Raw genomic sequence first — 25,871 nt, forward strand, 5'->3', positions numbered from 1 at the left:
CTTTTAAAAATTAGTAATCAATATTTTAAATCTTTTATTTGATGAGTTGGCAATAGTGGTGCCCCGAAGAGCATCCACTTACTTTCCAAATCAATTATTAGGTTCTTCGATAATCAATACTCCCCAAGGTTCCAATTGTAGCTTTTGTTTCTCACTAACCTTTGCACCGGTTATTAGCTCAGTACCTCCAGAATAAGCATAGTTAAATTCTTTAGGATCAGATGAATAATTGTAATAATAGCGAATTGTATTACCTTCATCGTTTGAACCGGATTTTGTTATTAATGGCCATTGGAGCTCCTGGTCCGGCGTTTTAATATTCAACTCTTCAATTTCTTTTAGGATAAGTTTCTTCTGAATCGCATCAGAAACCATACAACCTTCATAAAGCACGCTTCCTTTTCCGTAATTATTAATGGTTATTGCCGGATACTTTCCAAAATATTCATGATCGTAAAAAGCCAGAGGAGTGGCACTCTCACAGATCAAATATTCAGCCCAGGTATTCACCTTATTGTTTTCTTCTCCAACATTAAAAGGATCGTCTTTTAATGCCAGATTATTAAAGTTGGTAAATTCCTGGTAGTAAAATCCACAGGCTTCGCGCAGTGGGCCGGGTGCAAGCATTGGTCGCACCATCGAGTTCTCGTCGCTGAAACCACTCTTGAATTGCATGATAACATGACCACCATTTTTTACGTAGTCGTTAATCTGTTCCAACAGTTCGTCACTTGCGACATATAAAGCCGGAATAATTACTAAGTCATATTTCTCAAATTCAGGATTTTTAGGTAAAATAAAATCTACTCCAATATTATTTTCATACAGAACTTTATGGAATTGGTTAACCAATGTACTTCTGTAGAAGTTATTGTGATCCGGGCCCCATGGACTTCCACCTTGATTAAAAGGCATAAAATTCAATGCTGAATTTGAATCGTGACTAAACAAAATGGCTACTTTATTCTCCTTTTTCAGATTAACCAGTTTTTTCCCGATCCTCTGCAACTCGTGTGCAGTTTTCGACATTTCACCATAAGCACGATTGGGTTGCAAGTCATGCGACAATATTCCTTTCCAGTAAATCTCCTGTCCGTAATGTATGGAGTGCCAATGCCAGTACTCAACCATATTGGCTCCTGATCCTAAATGAGCGTAAACATTTTGTCGTAATTGCCCGGGATACGGAGGTTGTTGAATCCGCGAATTCCACCCCATAGTCTGGGCATTGGTTTCAGTAATCAGGTAGTTCCTGTTTTTAACAGAACGAAAGTAGTCGCCACCGAAAGCAATCTCCTGACCGGTTAGGTTATCCTGCTGGTCGTGATAAATATTCACTCCCATCACATCCATCAATTCAGCACTTGCGACCTGGTCAACATCCTCCACAAAAGTCATAAAACATTGTGTAACAAACTGGTCATCGCGTTTGTATTCCCGCACAATTGACGATTGCCATGTTAAAAAGTCAGCAACTGCTTTTCGCCTGTATCGATCCCATTCTAATTTGTAACCGGTGTTGGTTATCCCGTCTCTTGGAGCTAATTCTTCCCAACCATCAATCGTCATTCCCCAATAATTCAAACCCCATACTTTATTCAAATTTTCAGGGGTTTTAAATTTCTTTTTCAGATAGTTTACAAAACCAACCTGAAAATCATAGTTATTAACACCGCGGTCTGTTGTCTCGTTATCAACCTGAAAACCTATAATTCCGGGATGTTGTGCATAATGCTCCATCAACTTGCGAATAATCCGCTCGCTGTAAAACAGATAGGTAGGATTAGTAATGTTCATGTTTTGCCGGATTCCGTAGTAGGCCTCTCCTCCTCTTTCAAAATCCAACAGCACTTCAGGATGTTTGTGCCATAACCAGGCAGGAATTGAATAAGTAGGCGTACCGAATATCACTTTTATTCCTGCATCGTACATTTTATCTACTATCCGATCCATCCAGGCAAATTCAAATTCGCCGTCGCGAGGTTCAAACAGACTCCAGGTCGATTCGCCCAAACGAACAACAGAGATGCCAGCTTCTTTCATCATTTCAACATCTTCATCCAGTCGATCTGAAGGCATATACTCCTGGTAATATGCAACACCGTATAATATATTATCGAATTTTTCAGGTTGTGCTTTTAAAACACCTGCAAAAAGTATCAAATTCATCAATATACCAACTGTCTTAAGTTTATTCATTTTCAGCTCATTAAGTATTTTCAATGATAATTCATTATTGCAATGAAAGTATAAGAAGCAAGCTCCCTCAAAACTCTCTTTTAAAAGAGATCCGGGGAGGCTTGCCATCCCTATCTATTAGTACCCTGGATTCTGGATCAATTGATCATTTCTATTCAGCTCATCCAATAATATTGGAAGGAAATACGATTTATTATCGTTCCATCCACGTTCCTGAACATCATCAAGTAGCGTATAGGTAGGTGTTTCACTACCATAAGGATACTCGATCTTAACTCCCTGAGCTGATGTGATTACTTCAGGTGCAATCATCCATCTCCTAATGTCGAAATAGCGATGTTGCTCGTAACACAATTCAATGCGTCGTTCATTTCTGTAGCGTTCCATCAACTCATCACCGGTTTCGCTTGCCGGAACATCAGGCATACCCGCTCTCGAACGTATCATGTTTAAATATTCCTTTGCTTCAGTTTCATCACCTAATTCAATGCATGCCTCCACATAGTTTAATATTACTTCGGCATACCTCATCTGACGCCATGGATATTTTTGCATATTAGTTGGTGTATGGTCAATTGCAGGATCGATAAATTTTCGGTTGTAATACCCTGTGAATGTTCCATTCCAGTCTTGTACTGGTCCCTGGCGAGTGTCCAGTCCCGGAATAGAAGAACCGTCGGCCTGTATGTATGATCCTGTTTGAACTTTTCCTTCCGGATCATTTGAACCGGTAGAAGCAGGTCGTGGTTTCCAATATGCTCCATCGTATAAAACATTGGCGTAAAATCTTGGATCGCGATTTTCATAAGGTGCTGCAGCTTCTTCAGAATTGTTCCAGTCAAACTTAGTTCCATCTGCCATTTCATAATCATCTACAAGCTGTCCGATTGGAGTATTTCCACCCCAATTTTCCCAGCCGTTTGGTCCGTTGAAAAGACCTACGTTTGGATTGTCCCACGCACCACTGTTATTTGCATGATCGAAGAAACTTAGGAAGATGTCTTCTTCGTTTCCATAGTTCAGGAAGATATTAATATAGTTTTGAGTTGCTTCCTCAGCAGAACCGGGACTTGTTCCTCCGTATAAACTGTATGCACCAAGATCGATTACTGCTTTAGCCGCATCTTTTGCTGCCTGCCATTTTGAAGAACGATCACCACCAACATAACTCACCAATTCAGGATTTGAGTATCCATTGGTCCATGATGCGTTGGAATTAAACAAATCACTTGCAGCATAAAGAAGTACTTTTGATTTTAATGTTAAGGCGGCCCCTTTTGTCGCTCTGGCTTTGTCTCCTGAAACGGGTAACAATTCGGCTGCAGCATTGCAATTTTCGACGATATAATCTACAGTTTCTTCGAATGTATTTCTTGGAACCAGGAATTCATCAGTAGGCGCATAAGCCTTATCAATTATTATAACACCGCCGTAAAAGCTCATTAACCAGGTGTAAAAATAGCCACGAAGGAAATACACTTCACCTTTTAATTTATCAATGTCATCTCCTTCCAACCCTGATGCTTCAATATTCTCGAAGAATAAGTTACAAGCCCGAATGTTTTTATAAAGGGCTTGCCAACTCAGATTGTAGAAATCACCAGTCCAATGCCAAGGACTTAAAACCCCAAGATAACTTGGATTAATCTCACTTTTAAGTATTGGCTGGGTTTCCCACCACCATACATCCATTGATTCATCGGCTAATGAAGAAAGCATTTCTGTTTGAAAAGCATGATGCTGTCCCATGTAAATATTGTCGACAAAAGATGTGATTAACGCCGGATCCTCCCAAACTGCCGCATCCGAAAATCGGTCTAGTGGAGCTACTTCCAAAAAATCATCGTTACACCCCGTAAGCAACAGGATAAATAGTAGTATATATAAATTTTTTATTCGATTCATGATACTTAATTTTAAAAGGTTACACTCAATCCAAAATTGACTGCTTTGTTTAATGGATAACTATATCCAGCATACCCAGTCTGAACACTCTCAGGATCATAATCCTTCATATCAGGGCTATAAGTCAACAAATTGAAGCTACTTACATATACTCTGAACTTTTCAACTTTTAGTTTGTCCGTTATCGATTGAGGCAAAGAATAACCTAACTCAATATTTTTCAAACGAACATAATCCGTTTTGTGCAACCAATAGGTATTTGCCTGGTTAACCCAATATTCACCTGTTCGGTTATATGTGCGTGGATTTTCAGTGCTTGGATTCAATTCGGTCCATCTGTTATCGTAGAAACTTTGCAGGTAATTTCCAAAATCGCCTGATTCAGTACCTTGATAAAAAACGCCGCCCATTGCACCCTGGAACAAAACGTTTAAGTCAAAACCATGATATCCCATGTTTATATTTAAACCACCGGTAAATACGGGAGTCCGGCTTTTGTCGTACATAACCCTGTCCTGTCCATCAAGCACTCCATCTTCGTTATAATCTTCGAAAATGATATCTCCAGGCCGGGCACCAGCCAAATGTGGATACGCTGCAATTTCAGCCTCATCCTGGAAAATACCAATAGCATTATAATAAAGTGAAGCACCTAGAGGTCTTCCTGTAGATTGTTGATATTCAGGCGCACCGGGTGGCTCATCCCAGAAAAGAACTTTATTTTTGGCATAAACACCGTTTACCCCAACACTATATGTAAATGCAGATGAATTGTTGGAGTATTGTACATTAAAATCGAATCCTTTATTCTGGAATTCTCCAATGTTTTCATCAGGTAAACTTAATCCTGTAGAAGCTGGCACAGAGGCATTTCTACGCGCCAGAATGTTTTTTCTTTTGTTGTCAAAATAATCTGCGGTAAGCGCTAGCTTTCCATCAAAGAAGTGCAGATCCACACCATAATCGATTTGTGTAGCAGATTCCCAAGTCACATTTGTGTTAGGAACTACACCTTCATAAAGCACTTTATTCGACTGCGATCCTCCATCTGTAACAAATGATAAACCACCAAAAGAATAGGAAGATAAGTACTGATAAGGATTAATCCTGTCGTTACCTGTCTGTCCCCATGAACCTCTGAATTTCGCAAAACTGATAAAAGGAATATTTTCTTTCCAGAAATTTTCTTCCGAAATAACATAACCTAATGAAACACCCGGGAAGAATCCGTAACGACTTGATTCTTCGAAGATATAAGATGCCTGATATCTCCAAACAAACTCTGCCAAATACTTGTCTTTAAACGAATAATTAGCTCTTCCAAAATAATTTAAACGTGTTTCTTTGTAAGCAGAACCAGTATTGTTTATGTCTTCCAGTCCACCTGCAAAAAGTTGGTCAACTGCAGTAGAGATATAATATCTTCTGTATGCCCAAAAGTCATCGCCTTTACCAACTATTTTTTCTGCACCTGCCATTAACTTTATGGTATGAGCATTGGCAATGGTGGTTTGATAATTAGCCAGAGCTCGGGTAAGAATATTCTGGTAGTCTTTTGCAGATTGTGAAAGTCTTGGATCATCAATTCCCTGACTCGATCCGATTAATAAAGGTTCACCATTTTCGTCAACACTTACATTATCCCACGAATACACCGTCCACGGAGTAGCCCAGTTCTTTTGAAAATTGATTGACTTATCAAGCGATGCACTTAAGTCGACAGATAATCCTTTAACCCACGGCACCTCCATATTCAGCTGGAAGTCAGAATTTAATACGTACCATTTATCTTTAGAGTAGCCTGTCTCGTTTGTTACTAAAACTACAGGATTGTCTCCACCTTCCATACCTGGTCCGGGAAGACCATTGGGCCAATATGCAGGAATTATTGGTTTAGATCGCATCAACTTATTGAAAATTTCAGGCGCTCCACGTTGTGGATAGTTTCTATCCTCCAACCTGCCGGAAGTATTCATCACAAAATTGATATACTTGTTAATTTTTACATCAAAGTTCGATCTAAGATCATACTGCTTATACGATGTTGCACTGTTCCGGTAAAAAGCATCTTGTGTTTTATTGGAAAGACTTACATAGTAATTTACTTTCTCTGTTCCCCCTTTAACTGATACATTACCATAGGTTTGATCAGACCAGGGCTTGAGTGTTTCTTCGATATAATCACTGTTAGGGTACCTCCACGGATCAGATCCATCTCTGAATTTTTGGATCTCGTCTTGTGCATATCTTGGATCTCTTCCTGCATATAAATCGATCTCGTTCAACAAGGTTGCGTATTCCGCAGCATCAGTCATTTCCGGCATCATAGTTGGACGAGTCATACCGTAGTTATAAGAAAAATCAACAGTAGGTTTTCCTGTTTTTCCCCTTTTTGTGGTAATTAAAATTACACCATTTGCTGCCTGAGCACCATAAATAGCTGCAGAAGCATCTTTTAATACCGACATGGTTTCAATTGTACTTGGATCTATTCGATCTAAAGAACGTCCCGGAACTCCGTCCACCACAATTAAGGGAGCAGTATTACCAAATGTATTTACACCACGAATCAGAATAGACACTCCATCGTAACCGGGCTCACCTCCATTGGAAATGGCAACTACTCCGGGCAACTTTCCAGCGATTGATTGACTAACATTGGTTGTAGCAACGTTTTTCAGATCTTCTCCATCAACATTAATAACAGAACCTGTTAGCGTAGCTTTCTTTTGCGTTCCATATCCAACAGCAACAACTTCTTCCAATCCAATAGCATCTGCAAGTAAGGTTACATTAATAGTAGCTTGCGCCCCTACCTCAAACTCTTGTGATTTCATCCCAACAAATGAGAATATTATTACATCAGTTTCAGAGTCTACCGAAATCGAATAATTACCATCTATATCAGTAACAGTTCCGTTTGTAGTGCCTTTTACCACAACTGTTACACCCGGTAAAGGTTCCTCTGTGTTATCAGTAACGGTTCCTGAGATAACTTTTTGCTGAAGTCCCTCATTGCTATACTCTGATGCAAATACTCCAAAACAGGATAATAACACCAATAACATTGTCAACTTCACAACTTTAAACGTTTGTCGCACACATGGACTTAATCCATGAACACATTGATTTTTTTCCATAATCTTGTTTAGTTTTATAATACTAGATTTAATTATTAGTTCTCGTGATAATAGCAGTCTGACGAATTTGTTCCTGCCTCCATTTTTGCCTGATTAGGCCATGCAGATGTCTCATAAGCATTTTAGTTTTGATTAAATTTTAGTTTCTACGATACGAATGTAATTTCAACCTTTCATCATGGGAATCTGTAATCCGTCAAATAAGGTCTGAAATTCACCACTGCACATATCGCCCTTAAAATCAAATCTTTAACATGACACAAAAGTCAAAATAAAAGTCAATTATTACCTTTATTTTTTGGTGTAGTTTATAAGAACAGAATGTGGAATATTAAATTTCAGGTCGTCAGAAGATGAATTAACATGGATGAATGTTTGGATTAACCTTTCCTAAATGAAGTCTAACGGCAGAACCATTTCTTGAAATAGATTTTTATGGCGATTGATTGTTTACTCCGCGAATAAACGTATCTCAAAAACACACTTCGAGCTACCTCTAATTACAGACTCAAGACATTTGGCTTCAACAGCTTGTCCTAATATTGTCTCATAAGATTGCGATTGCCAGCCAACAGAACACTGGCAAATAGATTCAGAAATATTTTGACTATCAAACATTGGACAAAAACACGGTCTTTCAGCGGTTTCAACTCGAATTACTCCTCTTTCTTTATCGTAAGTAGCAGTTTCGTTCAAAGTTGTCTTTAAATGCTGAAAGAATCCTTGAAGATCGTTTTTGAACTTATCAATCCCACTCCTGTTCGAACACTCTCTTCCAAGATTTTCCAGGATCTTGTTTCGGGTTTCTTCAGTCAGGTTTTCATCCATGAGATCAATTAGTTTGGAAAACCGATGTTTTACAAATCCTTCTTTCCAGGATGATTCGCTATTTTCATTTCCGGCGAATGTATCAACAGGTAAAATTCCCGGAACGATACATGAACAAATTCCGAGACTGCATGACTTTTTTAGAAAATCTTTCCTGTCCATATTAAATAATTTTTGTTCTCAGTTCTATGCTCTTACTTTTTCCTTAATGTTTGATAACAAACTTCTTCCTTACAATTTTTTTTCCGTCTCGTAATTGTAAAATGTACATGCCGGAGTCTAAGTCAGCGACATTTAGGCCGGTTTGCAATGACGAGTTATTTTCTTTGATGAGAACCACAGTTCCGTCAAGACGAAATACGGTAAGCTCCACAGTAGCATCAATATCTTGATAAGAATAGATTATATTTAAGGCATTATTTACAGGATTTGGGAAAATGTCAACATTAGCTTGATCTGCTGCATCAAGCTCAGACAAAGATGTTGGAATATTACCGGCTCTGAGCGAAATTGTTTGGTCATCCATTACTCCTGAATAAATATTAAACTCATCGATTGAGCCAATCCAGGTACCATCGTTCGCATATCCGCTTTTACACAAATAGGCTATCGCATTATCAAGAAACTGAATTGAATTATTGCCTGACAAATTTTTACTTCCGGCAAATGCACCATTTATATACCAGGAGATAGCTTCATTTGTTAATGTACTAACCAGATGATAGAACATACCATCGTTAAGTGTTGACGCGTTCACCCTGTTTTCAGCATTCCACGGATCGGTTAAATTTCCACACGAAATGGCTGCACAGCTATTTCCTCCGTTTTCCAATGCGGTAAAAAAATAGTTTGTCCCAAACGAGCCGGAAGTACTACCGAAATAGCTTAACATGCTATACGCAGGATTATTTGCATTAGTTGTTACATAAGCTTCTAAAGTAATTGAAGGATAAGTGTTAATGGTAATTTCCCCGGCAGGAAGTTCAATATAATCTCCCTGCCTGGAAGAGGTATAAACTCCATTTCCTACTGAACCACCCATAATTTGGCCATGAGCAGTGCCGACAGTATCGTTGGCTGTTCCGTCGTTAAAAGGATAAGCATGGGTCAATGTAAAATCGGCAATTTTATAATGAATTATATAATCCTCTGAGTGAAGTCCGTCTTCTGAAGTTACGGTAAGTATAATTTCTCCATCGCCATCTACGTTAACAGTACCATTGCCTTTAACGGTAGCCTTGGGATTAGTTGGTATTCCTTCAATAGTTATAGAACTTGTTTCCCGGGGGATATATATTGTGTACTTTTTTTTTTTGATCGAAAATGGAATCAAGAGAAGATTCAACAGAAAGATTAATGCTCTTTAAAGTAGCATCAGCAACAACGGCTGAACCCACTTTAAGTTTGATTTGCCCTGCATTTTTAGAACTCTTTATAACTACCAATGCCCTGCCTTTCCATACTTTTCGTATTGTTGATACATAAGGCCCGGGATCTTTAAGGTTTGCATTATCAACTCCAATGATTTCACCATCACCTTCAAGCGTAAAAAGAAGCTCATCTTCGGCATTGAACTGCACGTTACCGGCACTATCGGTTAACTCTACAGTTACAAATACTAAATCCTGACCATCAGCAGTTATAATGGTTCTTTCGGCAGTAAGCCGGATTTTAGATGTAGCACCGGCTGTTGTCAGCGTTGTTGTTTCCACTTCGTTTCCATTATCTACACCCACAGCTTTCAACGTTCCCGGCTGATAAGGCACCGAGAAAATGGCTTTGAACTCTTGGTTTTTAGTGGTATTTTTCTCCCCGATCAGAATGTCATTAAGATACAGACGAACTTTTGAATATTTCGAATAAATTTCCACATCAACATTTTCACCTTCAAAACCTTCCCAATTCCAGCTTTCCCAGGTTGGCCAAACGGCCCACGATGTCAAATAAATATTGCCTCCAATTGGACTAGGTTCTCTCACTGCCATGTAAAGTTTTCGCGAGTCGTTATATAACATTTCGCGATAATAAGAAATTGGCTTGCGGTGTCCGATCAGGTCAATATCTCCGCAATACGCACCGTGCCATGGAAAATGATTTGCGTCCCAGTGTTCTCCTGCTTGTTCTCCGTTATAATAGTATCGACCAATCCCCGATTCTCCCAGGTAGTCCATCGCAGTCCATACAAAATCACCCAGTATATAGCTGTTTTGCTGAACCATATTCCAGTTGTAAAATGCATCCTTCGGGTAAGACTCCGACTGGAATATAATCCGGGAAGGAACTCGCGCATGATCAGCTTCTGCATGATGCATTTGGTAATTGTAACCGCATACATCGTGTTCGGCCATTAACGGATCAAAAATTTCCCAATCATTGTCCCATGTTGTCATTGCTGAAGTTACCGGACGTGTTGTATCAATCTCTTTTACTGCCGTCGATAACATCCGGGCCGTTTCAACAGCCTCAGGCGATTTACGCTCAATGATCTCATTTCCTATACTCCACATGATAATGGAAGGATGGTTCCGGTCCCGACGAACCATATCCTGAACATCTTTAACGGCCCATTCATCAAAATACATGGCATAATCATAGGGCGTTTTGCTCACCCGCCATCCATCAAAAGTCTCATCAATAACCAGCAGGCCTAAACGGTCGCATGCTTCAAGAAAAGCTTCTGAAGGGATGTTGTGGGAAGTTCGGACGGCATTAAAACCGGCTTCTTTTAATAATTCTACTTTTCGTTCTTCGGCCCTGCTGTAGGCTGCCGCTCCCAAACATCCGTTATCGTGATGTACACAGCCACCACTTAGCAGCAAAGGTTTACCATTTAATACAAATCCATTTTCGGTGCTGAATTCGATGGAGCGTATTCCAAAAGAATACGCTGATTCATCAACCTCTAAACCTTCCTGGATGATCTTTAAGGTCGCGTTATAGAGCGTTGGATTATCAGGACTCCACAAAGAAGGATTTTGAACTATTATTTCCTGTTCAACTATTTTTTCGGAGTTTGCTTCGAGGTATACTTCAAGGTCGTTTTTACTGCCATCTGTTATTTCAGTTGACAAGGTTACATTTTGAATGCTATCGCTTGTATTTTTAACTGTTGTCGCAATATGAACAACAGCCCTGGCGGAACTCACCTCAGGAGTGGTAATGGCAACTCCCCAATGTGCAACGTGTACCGGAGCGGTTCCCACAAGCCAAACATTTCGATAGATTCCTGAGCCACTATACCATCTGCTGTTTTTTTGTTGCGAATTATCCACCCGGACTGAAATCGTATTTTCCTCATTTAAATTTAGATAAGGGGTTAAATCGTAACTAAAAGAGGAATAACCATAAGGGCGTTTCCCCCGTAAAACTCCATTGATATACACTTCGGAATTCATATAAACACCTTCAAAATAAACAGAAATTTGTTTGTCGTGCCAATCCGTTGGAACCTGAAAATGTTTTTGATACCATCCCGTGCCTGCAGGAAAATATCCTCCATCATTTCCTGATGGATTTTCTTCATCAATTTCGCATTCTATACTCCAATCATGTGGCAGATCAACATTCCTCCAACCTTCGTCACTAACAGGATTTTGTTCATCAATTTGAAAATCACCCAATTGAAATCTCCAGCCAAAATTTAAAAGTTGCTTTCTATCGGAAACAGGATATTCAGCTGGTGTTGTATTGATAATCACCTCAGCGTATGGGAAGTTGGTAGAATCACCTTCCTGTGCATACGAGTGAGCAGTTAAGAACAGAATAAAAAATGTTAGAGAGATTAATTTTTGCATCATCTAATTCAATTAATAACGCTACATTTTAGCGTCATGGTTATTATAACTATTGCTTTAAATTCGAATTATCCTTTACTACCAGCCACACATGTTTAAATATTCCCGATTCAGGCTGCGAGGGATTATTTTGTTGATGAGGCTTGGTTATTCGAACTGCAATTACATTATTCTTCTTCGAAATAATATAAGAATCCAGATCTACATGAATAGCCATTTCTTCTTTCTTAATATCTTCAATTAACACCCCGTTTATATAGAGGTCGTGTGGATAAGAAATTCCCTCAAAAAATATTGAGATACTTTTGTTCGACCAGCTTTGTGGTATTTCAAAGTGTTTCCTATACCAGATTATACTATTTGAATCCAAATCCTTGTTCCAGGAATGAGGTAAATCAGTACTTTCCCAGTCCTGATCATTAAAGTCGATATGATAAGCAGAAGCATTTTCTCCTTGATTATACTTCCAGTTTAAATCAAACAGTTGTTTGCGGCCAACCTCATTATTCTCAACATCGCACCCCGAAAGAATACCTAAGATCATTAAAAATGCCAGTATATATATTCGTTTCTTGCTCCCCATATGAGTAGTTCTATTGATCTGAATTAGCACCGGTAAAACTAGTTTCATTAAAAATGAGCAGGCGTCAAATATTCGTCATTTGCCAAATGTAAATTCGTCAAACTGCAATTACAATGGTTGCAATGGAAAGGGCTTAACAAGTTTTCATTAAATTTACGAGTAATTCAAATGGATTAACTGCAGCAACTATGAAATCATTCGGACAGATAATACTGACATTATTTTGTGTAATCGCCTTTTTTATAAAAACCAATGGCATTGAAATAGAGAAATTGGGTATTGAAAAAGGATTGTCAAATATTAATGTAGTAAGTATTACTCAGGACAATGATGGTTTTATGTGGATTTGCACCAAAGACGGATTAAACAGGTTTGATGCGAATACATTTAAAGTTTATAAAACATCTGATTCTGATTCCAATTCTGTGTGTAGCAATGTGCTTAACTATGTTTACGCCGATAAGTTTGATGATGTAGTTTGGATCGGTTCAGAAAAGAATGGTTTAGATGCTTACAATTATCGCACACAAGTATTTACGCATTACGAGCACGATTATAATAATCCGTCGAAGAATGCTCCGAGCGCCAATGGAATAACACATATTGTAAATGACGAAAACGGAAATATTTGGTTTACCACTTACGATGAAGGGGTTAACTTCTTTGACAAAAAAAATCAACGTTTCACCAATTACACTACCGACAACATCAAGGGACTGGGTTCAAATTACAATTGGTGCTTACTTTATGATACAAATGAAAGAATATATGTTGGTCATGTAAATGATGGTTTCAGCATCATCAATTTAAAAACAAAAACAGCGTTTAACTACAGGCATGATCCTGATAATCCTTCATCGCTGCCCGACAACTCCGTGTCAAGTATTTTTAAGGACTCGAGAGGGAATATTTGGATTGGTACCCGAAACGGACTCTCTTTGTTTAATCCGGACACGGAACGAATGATCAACTTCAAAAATAATCCTGAAAACAGCTCTTCCTTATCCAGTAATTTTATCCAGGAAACTATTGAAACCACTGACCATAAATTATATATAGCAACCGAAGGTGGCGGATTAAACATACTTGATTTAAAGGATTTAGCTTTCGACTCCAATCTTTCCGACATAAAATTCGAGCGAATTCTGGCATCAGAAACTCCTGAAGGTTTATCAAGTACATCGGTTCAAACGGTTATTCAGGATTCCTACGGAAACATCTGGCTTGGAGGCCTGGGAGCAGGTGTAAACTTTATTTCAGGTAAGGAAAGTACATTTAAAAAAATTACTTACCTGCCCTACATTGGTAACACCAATAGTTTGAATAATAAAGATGTGCACAGTATGTGCGTTGATAATGATAACCATGTATGGGTAGCAAATGGTCCGGGAGGAATAGGCATTTACAACGAAGGCGAAAAAATAAACCAGTTAAACAATATTGGCAACAATAATCAAGCTCAAAGCATAATAAGTTTATTTAAAGCTGAAAATAATAACATCTGGATCGGGACTTCGTCGGGCAAGGTCTACAGTTACAATTCAAAACTGAACAGCTTTGTTGCTTTTAACCATTTTAAAGACATCGAAAACATTCCCATTTATTCATTCTTTGAAGATTCGAAACAGAACTTATGGATGGCAACCGATATAGGTTTATTCATGTATAACCTTAATTCTGAAAAGAAAATGGTTTATACAACCAGTAATTCAGGATTATCAGATAATGTAATCAGAACGGTTGCAGAGGATGGAGATGGAAACATTTGGGTTGGTACATTAATAGGTGGTCTGTATGTGTTCGATGAGAATTTCAATTTTATCCGAAACTATGGCGAGACTTATGATTTTTATGCCGTGAATTACATCTATAGAGATTCGAAAAACCGTATGTGGATAGGGAGCCAGAACGATCTTTTTTTAATGAAAAGTCACTTACCCGATTCAGTTATGCGTATTGGCAAAATATCGGGTTTGGCAGAAGCAAATATTCGGGCAATAATTGAAGGTAAGACTGAAAACGAAATGTGGCTTAGCACAACCAATGGAATAAGCCATATCGACCTAAATACGATGAATGTTGAAAATTTTAATACAAATGATAATATCATCCCTGGTGATTACCTTATTGGCTCGGTTACAAAAACCAACGATGGTAATATTTATTTTGGATCACAAAATGGAATAACCTGGTTCGACCAGGTATTGGAACACTCAACTATTCAGAATCCAACAGCTGCACTAACCTCTTTTGCAGTCACTGACAATAAAAATTACCTAAATCTATTTACTGAGATTCCATTTGAAAATAAAATAGAATTAAAGCACAATCAGAATTCATTTCAAATTGATTTTAATGTATTGGATTATTCGCTGTCTGATAAAGTAGAATTTATTTACCAAATGGAGGGTTTAGACGATGGTTGGTTCCTTGTCAATACAGGGAAAGAGGTTACTTTCCGTAATTTAAAACCCGGGTATTACACGTTCAATCTAAAAACGAGAATACAAAACAAAGAGTGGCCTGAAGAGGTCACTACTTTGTCGATCAGAATTATACCACCAATCTGGTTAAGGTGGTGGATGAAACTGATCTATTTTGCATTAATCGCGACCGCGATAGTATATGCACTAAGATTTTATACGAACAAAATAAAAATTGAAAACGACCTGCTTTTTGAAAAAAACAGTCGCCAGCAGGAAAAAAACCTGAACGAGGAAAAACTCCGGTTTTTCACCAATATTACCCATGAATTACGTAGCCCGATGACTTTGATACTTGGCCCTCTGGAAGATCTTCTTTCCGACGATTCAATTACACCGGGTCAGGCAAAAAAACTACAGATCATTCAACGGGTTGCCACCCGCCTGTTACAAGCAGTCAATCAGATTTTAGAATTCAGAAAATCGGAAAACAAAAGCCGAAGATTAAGTGTGATAAAGGACGATCTGGCCAAATACATTTATGAAATTGGCGAAAAGTACAAAGACCTGAATCAGAATAAGGCTCTTGATGTGCAAATTGAAGTCCCCGACCAAAAAATTGAAATGTTTTTTGATCCGGATATTATTACGATAATTATGGATAACCTGTTAACTAATGCCTTAAAATATACCAATGATGGAACTGTCGAATTGGTTCTAAAGCAAGAACAGGTTGGTCAATTGGATTACACAAAAATAATTGTTACTGATACCGGTTATGGAATCTCCGATGAGGATTTACCTTATATTTTCGACCGGTATTACCAGGCTAAAAATGCCGCACATCATATTAAAGGAACAGGTATTGGCTTGGCACTGGTAAAAAATATGGTGGAGTTGCACGAAGCTGAAATTGAAGTAAGTAGCACTCTTAACGAAGGAACGACATTTACGGTTAAATTTTTAACCAACAACAGTTACCCCGATGCCATCCATTATTTCCCGGAGGAGACACAGGATGAAGAAACAGAAGAAAATTCGAAGAATGTAATTCTGGTTGTTGACGATGATGCTGAAATCATTGAATACATAAAAGACTCTTTAAGTGATACCTATACGGTTCTTTCTGCTGAAAATGGAAAAGTTGGTTTTGATACGGCTTGCGAAGAAATACCCGATATTGTAATCAGCGATATTATGATGCCAATTATGGACGGTATTGAAATGTGTAAATTGATGAAAGAAGATGTGCGTACCAGTCACATTCCAGTGGTCCTATTAACAGCGAAAGGATCGTTACACGATCAGAAACTGGGATACGATGCCGGAGCGGATTCATATCTGACCAAGCCATTCAGCAGTAACTTATTAAAAAGCCGACTCAAAAATATAATAGATGCCAGAAGCAAGTACTCGCTCTCAACTTCATCAAAATTCAAGCAAAAACAGGAAATTTTAAATGAATCCATTGGTGAATTGGATAGGGAATTTTTGAAAAAACTCACTTCGGTTATCGAGGAAAACCTGGAAGATGAAGAACTGAGTATCTCCTATGTGGCAGCTCAAATGAATATGAGCCACTCAACTTTGTACCGAAAAATAAAAGCGCTTACCAACCTTACTGCCAATGAATTCATCCGGAAAGTTCGCATTAATTTTGCCGAGCAGCTTTTACTGACTAACCAGTACAATATTTCAGAAATTATGTACCAGGTAGGAATTAACAGCAGCAGCTATTTCCGCCAGTGTTTCAAGGAAGAATTTGGAATGAATCCGAGTGAATACCTGCAGAAACTGAAAGATTCGTAAGCATTGATATTTTTAAACTGATCTTTGAATTGATTATTTATTCAATACCCACTAATTCATCGGGAAGTTGATTGAGCCATTCGTAGCGTTTCGCAATTGGATCGATCTCTGCTTTTGACTCCACATCAATATGCATTTGAACATTCATATCGTGTTCTGTTGATGGCCAGTAAGGTTTGCATTAACCAGGTGGATTTCCAAGTGGACAATGGATTCATGGTTGATATTATATACAACCAAAAGAATTATTTTAATTATTCGTCAATACGCTCTAACTTGAAAATGACCGGACGAACTCCATCATTACAACAGGTTATAATCATTTTCTCATCATTTGTCCATCCACGCATTATTGAACCACCTTGTAGCGCTGCATATACATAACGACTTATCGCATCCCAAGCTTCACTACAAAATTCTCCTTTCATCATACTAAAGAAATCCCCCTGTTCAAGTATAAATTCTTGTCCATCATGAAATATGTTGCATTTCCCAGCATTTGGATTTGCAAGATATTTCTCAGCTAAATCCGCGAAAAATTCTCGTCTCAATACGGTAATTTTACACTTATATCTTTTCATTTCATGTTGATTTTGTGAACTAACCGACTCCATTTCTATCGCACCTAATCCTAATATTGGGGCAGCCAAACTAGCTGTTCCACAAGCTGATTTCTTTATAAAGTTTTTTCTATCCATTATAATTTAGTTTTGTTGATTTTGTATAAAGTTAATTCGTTTGATGATGGAATCGGATTCAATCTTCTAATTTGGTGATACAAAGTACGGTTTATTCACTTTCTTCCTAAAATTCTTTACTCTGATCGATTTTAATCGAAACCCGCAAAGGGAAAATCCTTCATAAAATCCATGAGCTGTTTGTCGTGATGATACACCACTTTACAATCCCGTCGAAGATCATAGTAGCTCCTTTTTCCGGAGTGTAAGGATCCCACTCCGGTAATTTGCCAGGTACATTCGGATCGCCGGTACGGGCAAAGTTTATCCAGGCCTGGCTCATGTTTTCTGCCAGTTGCTGTGTTTTTTCCGAGTCGTCAATATCAACATTGAAAGGTCCCATTACCAATGAAGTATCCATATCGGTATTGTAAAACACAAAAGGCAATTCAAGACAATGAAACGCGCGTAAAGGATTATTTTTTGATTCCCAGTTAAACATGTACATGTAAACCGGCGCTCCACCTTCCTCAGCCTGTTCTGCTTTCCACAATCCTTCATCAACAGCCGCTGTTCTGAAAATCAAATCCTGCTGAATCAAGTCCATGGGTTTATAATCGGGATATGCCTTTGCAAAATCCTTGATGTACTCATCGGTTCTATCTCCGTACGACTTCACCAACACTTCGCGAACACTTTCCAAAGTAGTGTCTTTAGCCTGCGAGTAGAATGAGTTGAACTCATTTTGGGCAGTACCGATAATCATTGGAATGTTTTTGCTTATTTCCGGTGCTCTTCCATCAAAAGGCTGTTCAGGAATAATTGTTCCATCTACAGTCGGGCACCATCCAAACTGATAAATTACAAAACCTTCCTGTGCAGCAATTTTCTTGATCTTTGGAATAACCGCTTCACCGGCCATCAATAATTCTTCGAAAGGTACATTCTGAATCTCATCGATATTTTCAGGAGATATGTTCAGTCGATTTAAAACGCTGTCGGCAATCAATCCCGAATAACGCGGAGCCATCGATGTATTTAATGATCCACTTTCCACAATCGCCTTATGAAATAACGGAACTGCATCGGGCATGGCCATTAAATTGGTAACTTTTCCTCCTCCGCCTGACTGACCGAAAATGGTAACATTATCAGGATCGCCACCAAAATTTTGAATGTTACGATTCACCCATCTCAAAGCTTCAACAATATCGAGCAATCCAACATTTCCTGAGGCTGAATATTTATCACCATATTCTGCGAGATTTAAAAAGCCCAGAACATTCAAGCGATGAGTTACTGAAACCACCACCATATCTCCTTTTCGCGCCAAGTTTTCACCATCGTAACAAGGTTGTTCGAAGCTGGAGCCGGTGCGGTAACCGCCACCGTGCAACCATACAATTACCGGGCGTTTCCCATTACCATTGATTTCCGGTGTCCACACATTTAATGTCTGGCAATCTTCACTCTCTCCCGGAAGTATTTCCGCAGAAATCCCTGTCATCGACTGTTTCAACTGTGGACACGCCGGGCCATAATCCAGTGCCTCCTTAACTCCAATCCATTGGGCTGGCGGTGCCGGTGGCATAAAACGTTCGGCCTGGGCATAAGGAATGCCTTTGTAAGTATAAATATCGTCCGTAAAAACTCCGGATAGCTCTCCGCTGATTGTTTTTACATTTGTTTTATTCGAACCTTTATCAGCGACTTCGCACCTTGCAAAAAGTGCCGAAATCAGAACGAGATATAAGAAATTATTTATTGGCCTTTTTTGTAACATACTAATGTTATTGTCACAGATGAAACTGATCAATTGTATTCATCTCCAGTATAATTTATTTGTTTTAAAATCTTGAATAAACTCTATTCCGTAAACTCCAGATAGAAATCGAAAAATGGCAGCACCTGTTGAGGAATACGTCCGTCTTTGGTATAAATTCCACTTACGTGTGTGCCAATATATTCTTCTGAAAAATGGGTGATGCCAACATTTTCGAGTCGCTGGCTAAACATATCACACATTTGGGTAAATCTGGTGCCTGCATTTCTTCCCCAGTCCAGTTTGATAGCTTTTAGTTGCTGCAGGTTTTCAAGATTATCGTCGATCATATGAACGGGCATATTATCGTACCATTTTTGCAATACTTCCTGGTTAACCGTCAGTTCATCGCCGTTATACACAAATGGAAAATCGCAATAAAAAGGAGGGTTATCGGGGTTTGGAGACCACGAGCGGCCGAAAGCCATCATCACACTCCCGAAATACGATTTCTTCAACCCTTCGATGGTATTTATTGTAGATAATTCTCTGAAGGTAGTACTGTTTGGTCCGTACTCGGCAACAATCGTTAAAGCACCAGGACTAATGGCATAAACCGTGTTAAAAATATCGGGATGGTGCATGGCAATTTTTAAAGCACCATATCCGCCCATGCTATGTCCTGTAATTCCACGACTTTCTTTTTTAGCAAGCGTGCGGTAATTTTCATCCATATATTTTACAAGATCGAAAGCAGTAAAATCCTCCCAGTTTCCAAACACTCCCGAGTTGCTATAAAAGCTTCCCTGGTAGGTTGTTTTTTCATCGGGAATAACCATTATAAAAGGTTTTATCCTATTGGTTGTAATGGCAAAATCGAGCAAATCAGACATATAAGTCATCATTTTATTATCGCCAGTAAAACCATGCAGAAAATAGATTACCGGGTAACGCTGATCGCTGTTTTCATAGTTGGGAGGAAGATAAACCGAAACCGCACGATTTGGATTCTCGCCAAGATCATTTTCAAGGTTTTTTGAATAGATCGTATCGGTTACTACTGTCCCCTTATTGTTTTGAGCAAAAGAAGATAATGAAACACTTAGAAATGCAATGAATAATAGGATTTGGATTTTCATAGTTATAATTTAGGTTTTACGAATGATAGTAAAAACAAGAAAGAGAGTCAAAACCAACTGATGGTCATACAATTACGCACCGCCTCATCGTATGATCCGTTCATTTTCTCAGATCGCCTTCAAATAATTTGGATTCCCGACCACAAGAGCCGGGAATCCGAAAATCTATTTACTAACAAAAACTAACTTCAAAACTTATTTTATTTGAATAATAGCGGAGCAAAGGTGTTTAAGTAAACACGCCAGTTGGCCCAGGTGTGGCCTCCTTCAGTAACAAAGAAAGTGTGTTCCAACTTGTTCTCGGTTAATTTTGCATCCAGCTTTTGTGCGCTCTCGTATACAAAATCGGTATTACCACAAGCCAGCCAGTATAGTTTGTAACCTGCCTTTTTCAATCCTTGTAATTTTTCATCAATATCAGGCTGCTCGCCCCAAATTCCCATACTTAACGGGCAGATATACTGGAACTTTCCGGGATATTCGTTTGCAGTTGCAATTGTGTGACCACCGCCCATTGAAAGTCCGGCAATAGCACGATGATCAGGATCGGCAATAACACGGTAGTTCTTTTCGATGTACGGAACAATGTCGTTTACAATACTGTGCACATAGTTATTTCTATTCGCAGGATCTCTGAAATCCATTTCGCTTACCGGTAACTGTGTAGTTTGCGCCGCCATTTGATTTGGATTACCGTTTGGCATTACACAAATCATAGGTTCAGCAAGTCCTTTTTCAATTAGGTTATCCAAAATCTGACGGGTACGTCCCATCGAGCTCCATGCATCTTCGTCGCCACCGGCACCGTGAAGCAGGTATAAAACCGGATAATCTTTATTGCTGGTTTCGTATCCATACGGTGTATATACAAACATTCTTCTGTTTATCTTCAATGTTGGCGAATCGTACCAAACCTGGTGCAGATTGCCGCGTTTTTCAGCTTCAAAATAATTTTCAGTTTTTTCTCCAGGTACTAATAAAACGCTCAGATAACGAGATCCATCGCGTTGCATAAAAGTGTTAGTCGGATCGTTTACGCTGATTCCATCTACGATAAAACTGTAAGTATACAATTCAGGTTCGGGCAATGGCAATGTTATCGACCATAAACCTTTTTCATCTTTTGTTAGGTCTAAGGCACTGGGAACATCCATTTCTCCAAATGAAGTTTTCATTTTAACGGTGGGAGTGAATCCTCCGGTAATTTTTACCGTGTCGGCTTTAGGAGCCATAAAGCGAAATGTAACTTCTGTCTCCCCTATTTCAGGCGAAATAATGGGTTCCCGGTTCATGAAGTTGGTTAATTCCTGTGCATGCCCAATCGAGAAACACGCCAGAAACACAAGTGCTGTAAATAATTTTTTTAGTTGCATGATAAGTTATTTTATGATTTAGTATCTAAAGTTGTTTAACGAAAGGTTCGGGATACAAATGGCAGAGCTGTGTACAACGCCGAATGCCAGTATTCCCAATCGTGGCCACCATCACGAACGCGCAACTGATAAGGTATTTGAGCTTTGCGCATGGCCTGGCAGAAAGCAATGTTTACGTCGAAAAGAAAGTCATCGTCACCACAATCCACAAACCAGTTCACTGATTTAAGTTTTTCTTTGGTGGCCTCATCGGCATTCTCAACAAAGTTTACACAGTGATTTTCGATAACTGTTTTATTCAGTTGTGCGAATTTTGGATCCTGAGGAGAAAGACCTCCTCCTTCTTCCAATCCCATTAAAGCGCTTATGGCATAAGCCGATGCAAACAGTTCTGGGTGTTTTTGAGCGTAAACTGTAGTTCCGCCGCCACCCATTGAAAGTCCGGCAACGGCACGGTGTTTTTTATCGCCAATAATCCGGTATTTCGATTCGATGAAAGGCATAAATTCGGTAAAGAAGAACGTTTCGTACGACCATCCGTCCATATCGAAATAGCCATTCCACTCGCGACCTGCATCAGGTACAATAATTACCATCTCAACAGCTTCTCCCGAATCGATCAATTTATTGGCCACATCCTGCAAATGTCCACGTTGTATCCATCCATTGTTGTTATCAAAAACTCCGTGCAAAAGATACAGCACCGGGTATTTTTTATCGGTATCGGTGGTGTAACTTTTGGGAAGATAAACGGAATAATGACGCGACACGCCAAGAATTTCGCTTTGAATACTATCAACCGAGGCTTTGCCCTGAGCCGGCATTCCCGGAAACTGTGCGAATGAGTTAAGACTTAAAATGAGAAAAAGTACCAGTATTAAACGTTGCATAGGTTAAATTTTAATGATTAACTATTAATGTAATTAAGTCAAAGGGAGAATAATCTCCCAATGACTTAATGATCACTAACTAAACATCTACTTAAAAAGCTGTGGAACAAATTCAGAGAGATAAACTCTCCAATTAGTCCAGACATGCCCCCCTTCAGTTTCCCGATAGATATACTTCATTCCCATTCCATCCAGTTTAGCGCGGTAATCCTGTATGTTCTGGTACAGGAAATCGGTTTTTCCAATTCCAATCCAGTACAATTTGTAACCGTTATCCATTTGTGCTTTTAAAGTCTCATCAAAATTTTCGTACACTTTAGCCTTTACACCATCATTTGGCATAATAGCTGCTGAAAACAAACCTACGTAATCGAAAGTGTTCGGATAGTAACGAGAAATATGCAAAGAATGGTAACCTCCCATTGAAAGTCCGGCAATAGCACGATCTTCTTTATCGGCTTTTACACGATAACTTTTCTCAACAAATTTTATAACATCGGTGAATGTCTCTTCAAATTTACCATCCATTGTATGTGGCAGTTGCATGCTTGGTTTGTACAAACCTTTTGGCGATTCGCCGGGAGCTGCTTTCTGAGCAACATTACCGTTGGTCATTACCACAATCATTGGTTCTGATTTTCCCTGTGCAATCAGGTTATCCAAAATCTGCGAACTACGACCAAGTGCAATCCATGCTTCTTCGTCGCCACCCATTCCGTGTAACAAATACAAAACAGGGTATTTATCCTTGCTCTCTTCGTAACCCGGAGGTGTATAAATGGTAACACGACGCTTCATATCATTTCCTGGAGAATCGTACCAACGACGAGTTACCGAACCATGTGGTACATCCTGCACATTGTACAAATCGCCTTTTCCACCGCCAACAATAAATACGTCGGTAATTGAAGCCACGTCGCGAATCATGTAAACATTATTCGGATCGGTTGTAGTTACACCATCAACAATAAATGAGTAACTATACAAGTCAGATTCCAATGGTTGTGAAGTAAAACTCCAAACTCCGTTTGCATCCTTCTTCAACAGGGCTTTTCCAGGGCCGTCGAATACACCCCACTGCGTTTTAATCTTCTCTGTAGGTAAAAAATCACCGGTAATTCTTACAGTATCAGCACCCGGCGCATTAAAGCGAAATGTTACGCTGTTATCGCTGTTTATTTCCGGTGAAATAATATTCTGGCCTCCAAACAAAGCTTGCTGTGCATACATGTTCAGTCCCATCAACAAGACCAGAATCGTTGTAATTGAAATTTTTAGTTTCATCTTAATAAAATTGTTTATTCGTTTTATGAAGAGAAAGAAACTCACCCTTAAAAGGATGAGTTTCTTTCTTTAAGTTCGTTTATTGAATTGTTATTGCTCCGGTATAAGAAGCTTTTACAGCTCCCTCATCGGTAGTAATATCAACTGTAATGGTGTAAGTATCTCCATCTATCGCTACGTCAACAGTTCCACTGGCAACGGCAACATCGGCAGATGCTCCATCAGTTACAGTGCTCCAAACCGATCCCCATGTTCCTTCTCCGTATGGATTTGGGTAACCCGCAATACAGTCGCCAACTGCAGCAGTTTCGTTACTTACTACATTGTAGGTTCCTGCAGTAAGAGAAGCAGCATCGCGGCTAAAATCGAGCGAAATGTAATTTCCTGTTCCTGCGAAGTCGTATCCCCAGGTAGCGGCATTGTAAGTACCGGTAACACCTTCGGTAGCCAGTTTTAATGTTACGTTATACCCAGTTCCGCCATAAGCGCTTAAATCCATAGCTGAGGCAGCAATTACGTTAGTCAAAGCAATCGCATTACTGCTACTTCCTGCAGCTATTTCAGAGAAAGAGAAACTTCCTGTTGCATCCAGGTTTTGCCAGGTTGCACCACTTGAACTGATCAGTGTTTCCACATCCAAAAGTGCCAGTCCGTTTCCTGAGATAGAAAGCACACCACCGTTATCAACCACGTGAATTGTACTTCCGGCACGAACATAATTTTTTGTGCCGTTTGTTACATACCAACATCCGGTATGAGCAATATCAGTACCCATGCCCCACCACGAATAATCAAGATAAGCTCCGTTGTTAGCATCGCCAATTGCCATGGCCGTAGCACTTCCGTCGAGCACGTTGTAATCACCGCTCAAATCGCTTGCTCCTTCAACTGTAATCAGTTCAAACGAACCTACTACTTCGTCGTTCTCATTGGTTACTGTAATTACGTTAAGCTGAGAACCTTCAACTGCAGTACCAGCCCAACCATAGGTAGCAGGTGCTGTAATGGTATTGGTATAGCTGTAGCTTTGTGGTCCGGCCAAAATCGATGCCTCTACAATATTCATTGTTCCGGCAGTTCCAAGAACAGTCCAGGTAGCTCCATTCGATGAAATCAATGTTTGCAGATCGAGAATAGCCAAATTATCAGCTGTAATAGAAAGTACTCCGCCATTATCGGCTATAGTAACTGTTCCGTCACCTTCGCGCAGGAACATTTTTTCATCGCCGTTCATATAGTAAGAACCACCTTCCATTACGCCGGCGCCACCCCACCAAGACCAGTCGAGATAGTAACCGTTACCGATCTGTCCAACAGCATCCGGTCCGTCTTTGATGGAATAAGTACCCGAAAGCGAGCCAGCGTTGGCATCAGCAACAATCTCCAGGTAAGCATAGAATACATCGTCGGCATAAACCGTAATTTTATGCATGGTGCTTCCTTCAATAGGTGTTGCTCCCTGTGAACCACCCATAGCAGGTGTTACCATTTCGTCGGTGTAAGTATAAGTCGGAATATATGGATCGGGCTGATAAGCGTAAGTAAAAGCTCCGCTCAATTTAAGAACAGTTGCATCGGCCAGGTAAAGAATTCCACTAATTGTGTAATTGCTGTCCTGAAGCGCAATACTCAACGTTCCGTCAATAATTTGCTGACCGTTAAAAGTTGTACCGTCGTTACCAACCAGGTAGGTTTTTTTCGAGGCTTCCGCGCTTGGAGTGTAATCCGAAGCCGGTAAAATATAATCGGTTGCAAAAAGTTTCATGCTCAGTGTATTCGCGTTCTCATCCATCAAATTAATAGAGAATGTATAAAGCGAACCATCTTTTACCCTGTCCTGCGATTCCAGAACAGTAACGTCGTACACTTCGGGAGGTGTATACATCCCGGTAAGTGGGTCAAGTGTATCTTCCTCACACGATACCAGCGCAATAGTGGCGGTAAGGAGGAACATAAATAATTTCCATGTAGTTTTCATATGATTATTATTATTTGTTTTTAAATGGTATCATATGGAATTCGCATGATTTAAAGTCATCCTCAAAAGAGTGAATTAACTTACATG

At 39.4% G+C, this 25,871-nt stretch carries 15 protein-coding genes; 1 reads left to right on the plus strand and 14 read right to left on the minus strand.

Annotation, left to right across the window (positions count from 1 at the left end):
• Window positions 1-90: 90 nt before the first annotated feature.
• The 7 genes from G4420_RS11450 to G4420_RS11480 form a co-directional block, all read right to left on the minus strand.
• Complete coding sequence (locus tag G4420_RS11450) at window positions 91-2,199, minus strand: beta-galactosidase (RefSeq protein WP_163323772.1); 2,109 nt, start codon at window positions 2,197-2,199, stop codon at window positions 91-93.
• A gap of 117 nt (window positions 2,200-2,316) precedes the next feature.
• Entirely contained in the window at window positions 2,317-4,104 is a 1,788-nt protein-coding gene (locus G4420_RS11455; RefSeq protein WP_163323773.1) for a RagB/SusD family nutrient uptake outer membrane protein, read from the minus strand.
• A gap of 11 nt (window positions 4,105-4,115) precedes the next feature.
• Window positions 4,116-7,244 (minus strand): SusC/RagA family TonB-linked outer membrane protein, encoded by a 3,129-nt coding sequence (locus G4420_RS11460; RefSeq protein ID WP_163323774.1) that lies wholly within the window; start codon window positions 7,242-7,244, stop codon window positions 4,116-4,118.
• 450 nt (window positions 7,245-7,694) lie between these two features.
• A complete protein-coding gene (locus tag G4420_RS11465) occupies window positions 7,695-8,234 on the minus strand; it encodes a hypothetical protein (RefSeq protein WP_163323775.1) in 540 nt (179 codons plus the stop codon).
• 43 nt (window positions 8,235-8,277) lie between these two features.
• Entirely contained in the window at window positions 8,278-9,405 is a 1,128-nt protein-coding gene (locus G4420_RS11470; RefSeq protein WP_163323776.1) for a T9SS type A sorting domain-containing protein, read from the minus strand.
• Window positions 9,332-11,869, minus strand: coding sequence for a glycoside hydrolase family 2 TIM barrel-domain containing protein (locus tag G4420_RS11475; RefSeq protein ID WP_204273668.1), 2,538 nt, complete (start codon window positions 11,867-11,869; stop codon window positions 9,332-9,334). Before G4420_RS11475 ends, G4420_RS11470 begins: the two co-directional genes overlap by 74 nt.
• A gap of 46 nt (window positions 11,870-11,915) precedes the next feature.
• Window positions 11,916-12,449, minus strand: a complete 534-nt coding sequence (locus G4420_RS11480) for a sugar-binding domain-containing protein (protein WP_163323777.1) — start codon at window positions 12,447-12,449, stop codon at window positions 11,916-11,918.
• A 188-nt stretch (window positions 12,450-12,637) separates the two neighbouring features.
• Between G4420_RS11480 and G4420_RS11485 the strand changes: the two genes are divergently transcribed.
• Window positions 12,638-16,681 carry a hybrid sensor histidine kinase/response regulator transcription factor gene (locus G4420_RS11485; protein ID WP_163323778.1) on the plus strand — a complete coding sequence of 1,348 codons (4,044 nt, stop codon included), beginning with the start codon at window positions 12,638-12,640 and terminating at the stop codon, window positions 16,679-16,681.
• A 254-nt stretch (window positions 16,682-16,935) separates the two neighbouring features.
• Here the strand turns inward: G4420_RS11485 and G4420_RS11490 are convergent, their stop codons facing one another.
• The 7 genes from G4420_RS11490 to G4420_RS11520 all read right to left on the minus strand — a co-directional run bounded on the left by G4420_RS11490 (window position 16,936) and on the right by G4420_RS11520 (window position 25,784).
• Window positions 16,936-17,379: a TIGR04076 family protein gene (locus G4420_RS11490; RefSeq protein ID WP_204273669.1), complete on the minus strand. Its 444-nt coding sequence runs from the start codon at window positions 17,377-17,379 to the stop codon at window positions 16,936-16,938.
• A gap of 160 nt (window positions 17,380-17,539) precedes the next feature.
• Entirely contained in the window at window positions 17,540-19,141 is a 1,602-nt protein-coding gene (locus G4420_RS11495) for a carboxylesterase/lipase family protein (RefSeq protein ID WP_163323779.1), read from the minus strand.
• Between the two features lie 83 nt (window positions 19,142-19,224).
• Entirely contained in the window at window positions 19,225-20,259 is a 1,035-nt protein-coding gene (locus tag G4420_RS11500; protein WP_163323780.1) for an alpha/beta hydrolase, read from the minus strand.
• 200 nt (window positions 20,260-20,459) lie between these two features.
• The gene (locus G4420_RS11505; protein ID WP_163323781.1) at window positions 20,460-21,632 is read right to left on the minus strand and encodes an esterase; all 1,173 of its coding nucleotides are present in this window, start codon (window positions 21,630-21,632) and stop codon (window positions 20,460-20,462) included.
• A 35-nt stretch (window positions 21,633-21,667) separates the two neighbouring features.
• Entirely contained in the window at window positions 21,668-22,522 is an 855-nt protein-coding gene (locus tag G4420_RS11510; RefSeq protein ID WP_163323782.1) for an alpha/beta hydrolase, read from the minus strand.
• Between the two features lie 87 nt (window positions 22,523-22,609).
• Window positions 22,610-23,806, minus strand: coding sequence for an esterase (locus G4420_RS11515; protein WP_163323783.1), 1,197 nt, complete (start codon window positions 23,804-23,806; stop codon window positions 22,610-22,612).
• A 79-nt stretch (window positions 23,807-23,885) separates the two neighbouring features.
• Window positions 23,886-25,784 carry an autotransporter outer membrane beta-barrel domain-containing protein gene (locus tag G4420_RS11520; protein ID WP_163323784.1) on the minus strand — a complete coding sequence of 633 codons (1,899 nt, stop codon included), beginning with the start codon at window positions 25,782-25,784 and terminating at the stop codon, window positions 23,886-23,888.
• Between the last annotated feature and the right edge of the window lie 87 nt (window positions 25,785-25,871).

The sequence above is a fragment of the Draconibacterium mangrovi genome (assembly GCF_010586825.1).
GTDB classification, from domain to species: Bacteria; Bacteroidota; Bacteroidia; order Bacteroidales; family Prolixibacteraceae; genus Draconibacterium; species Draconibacterium mangrovi.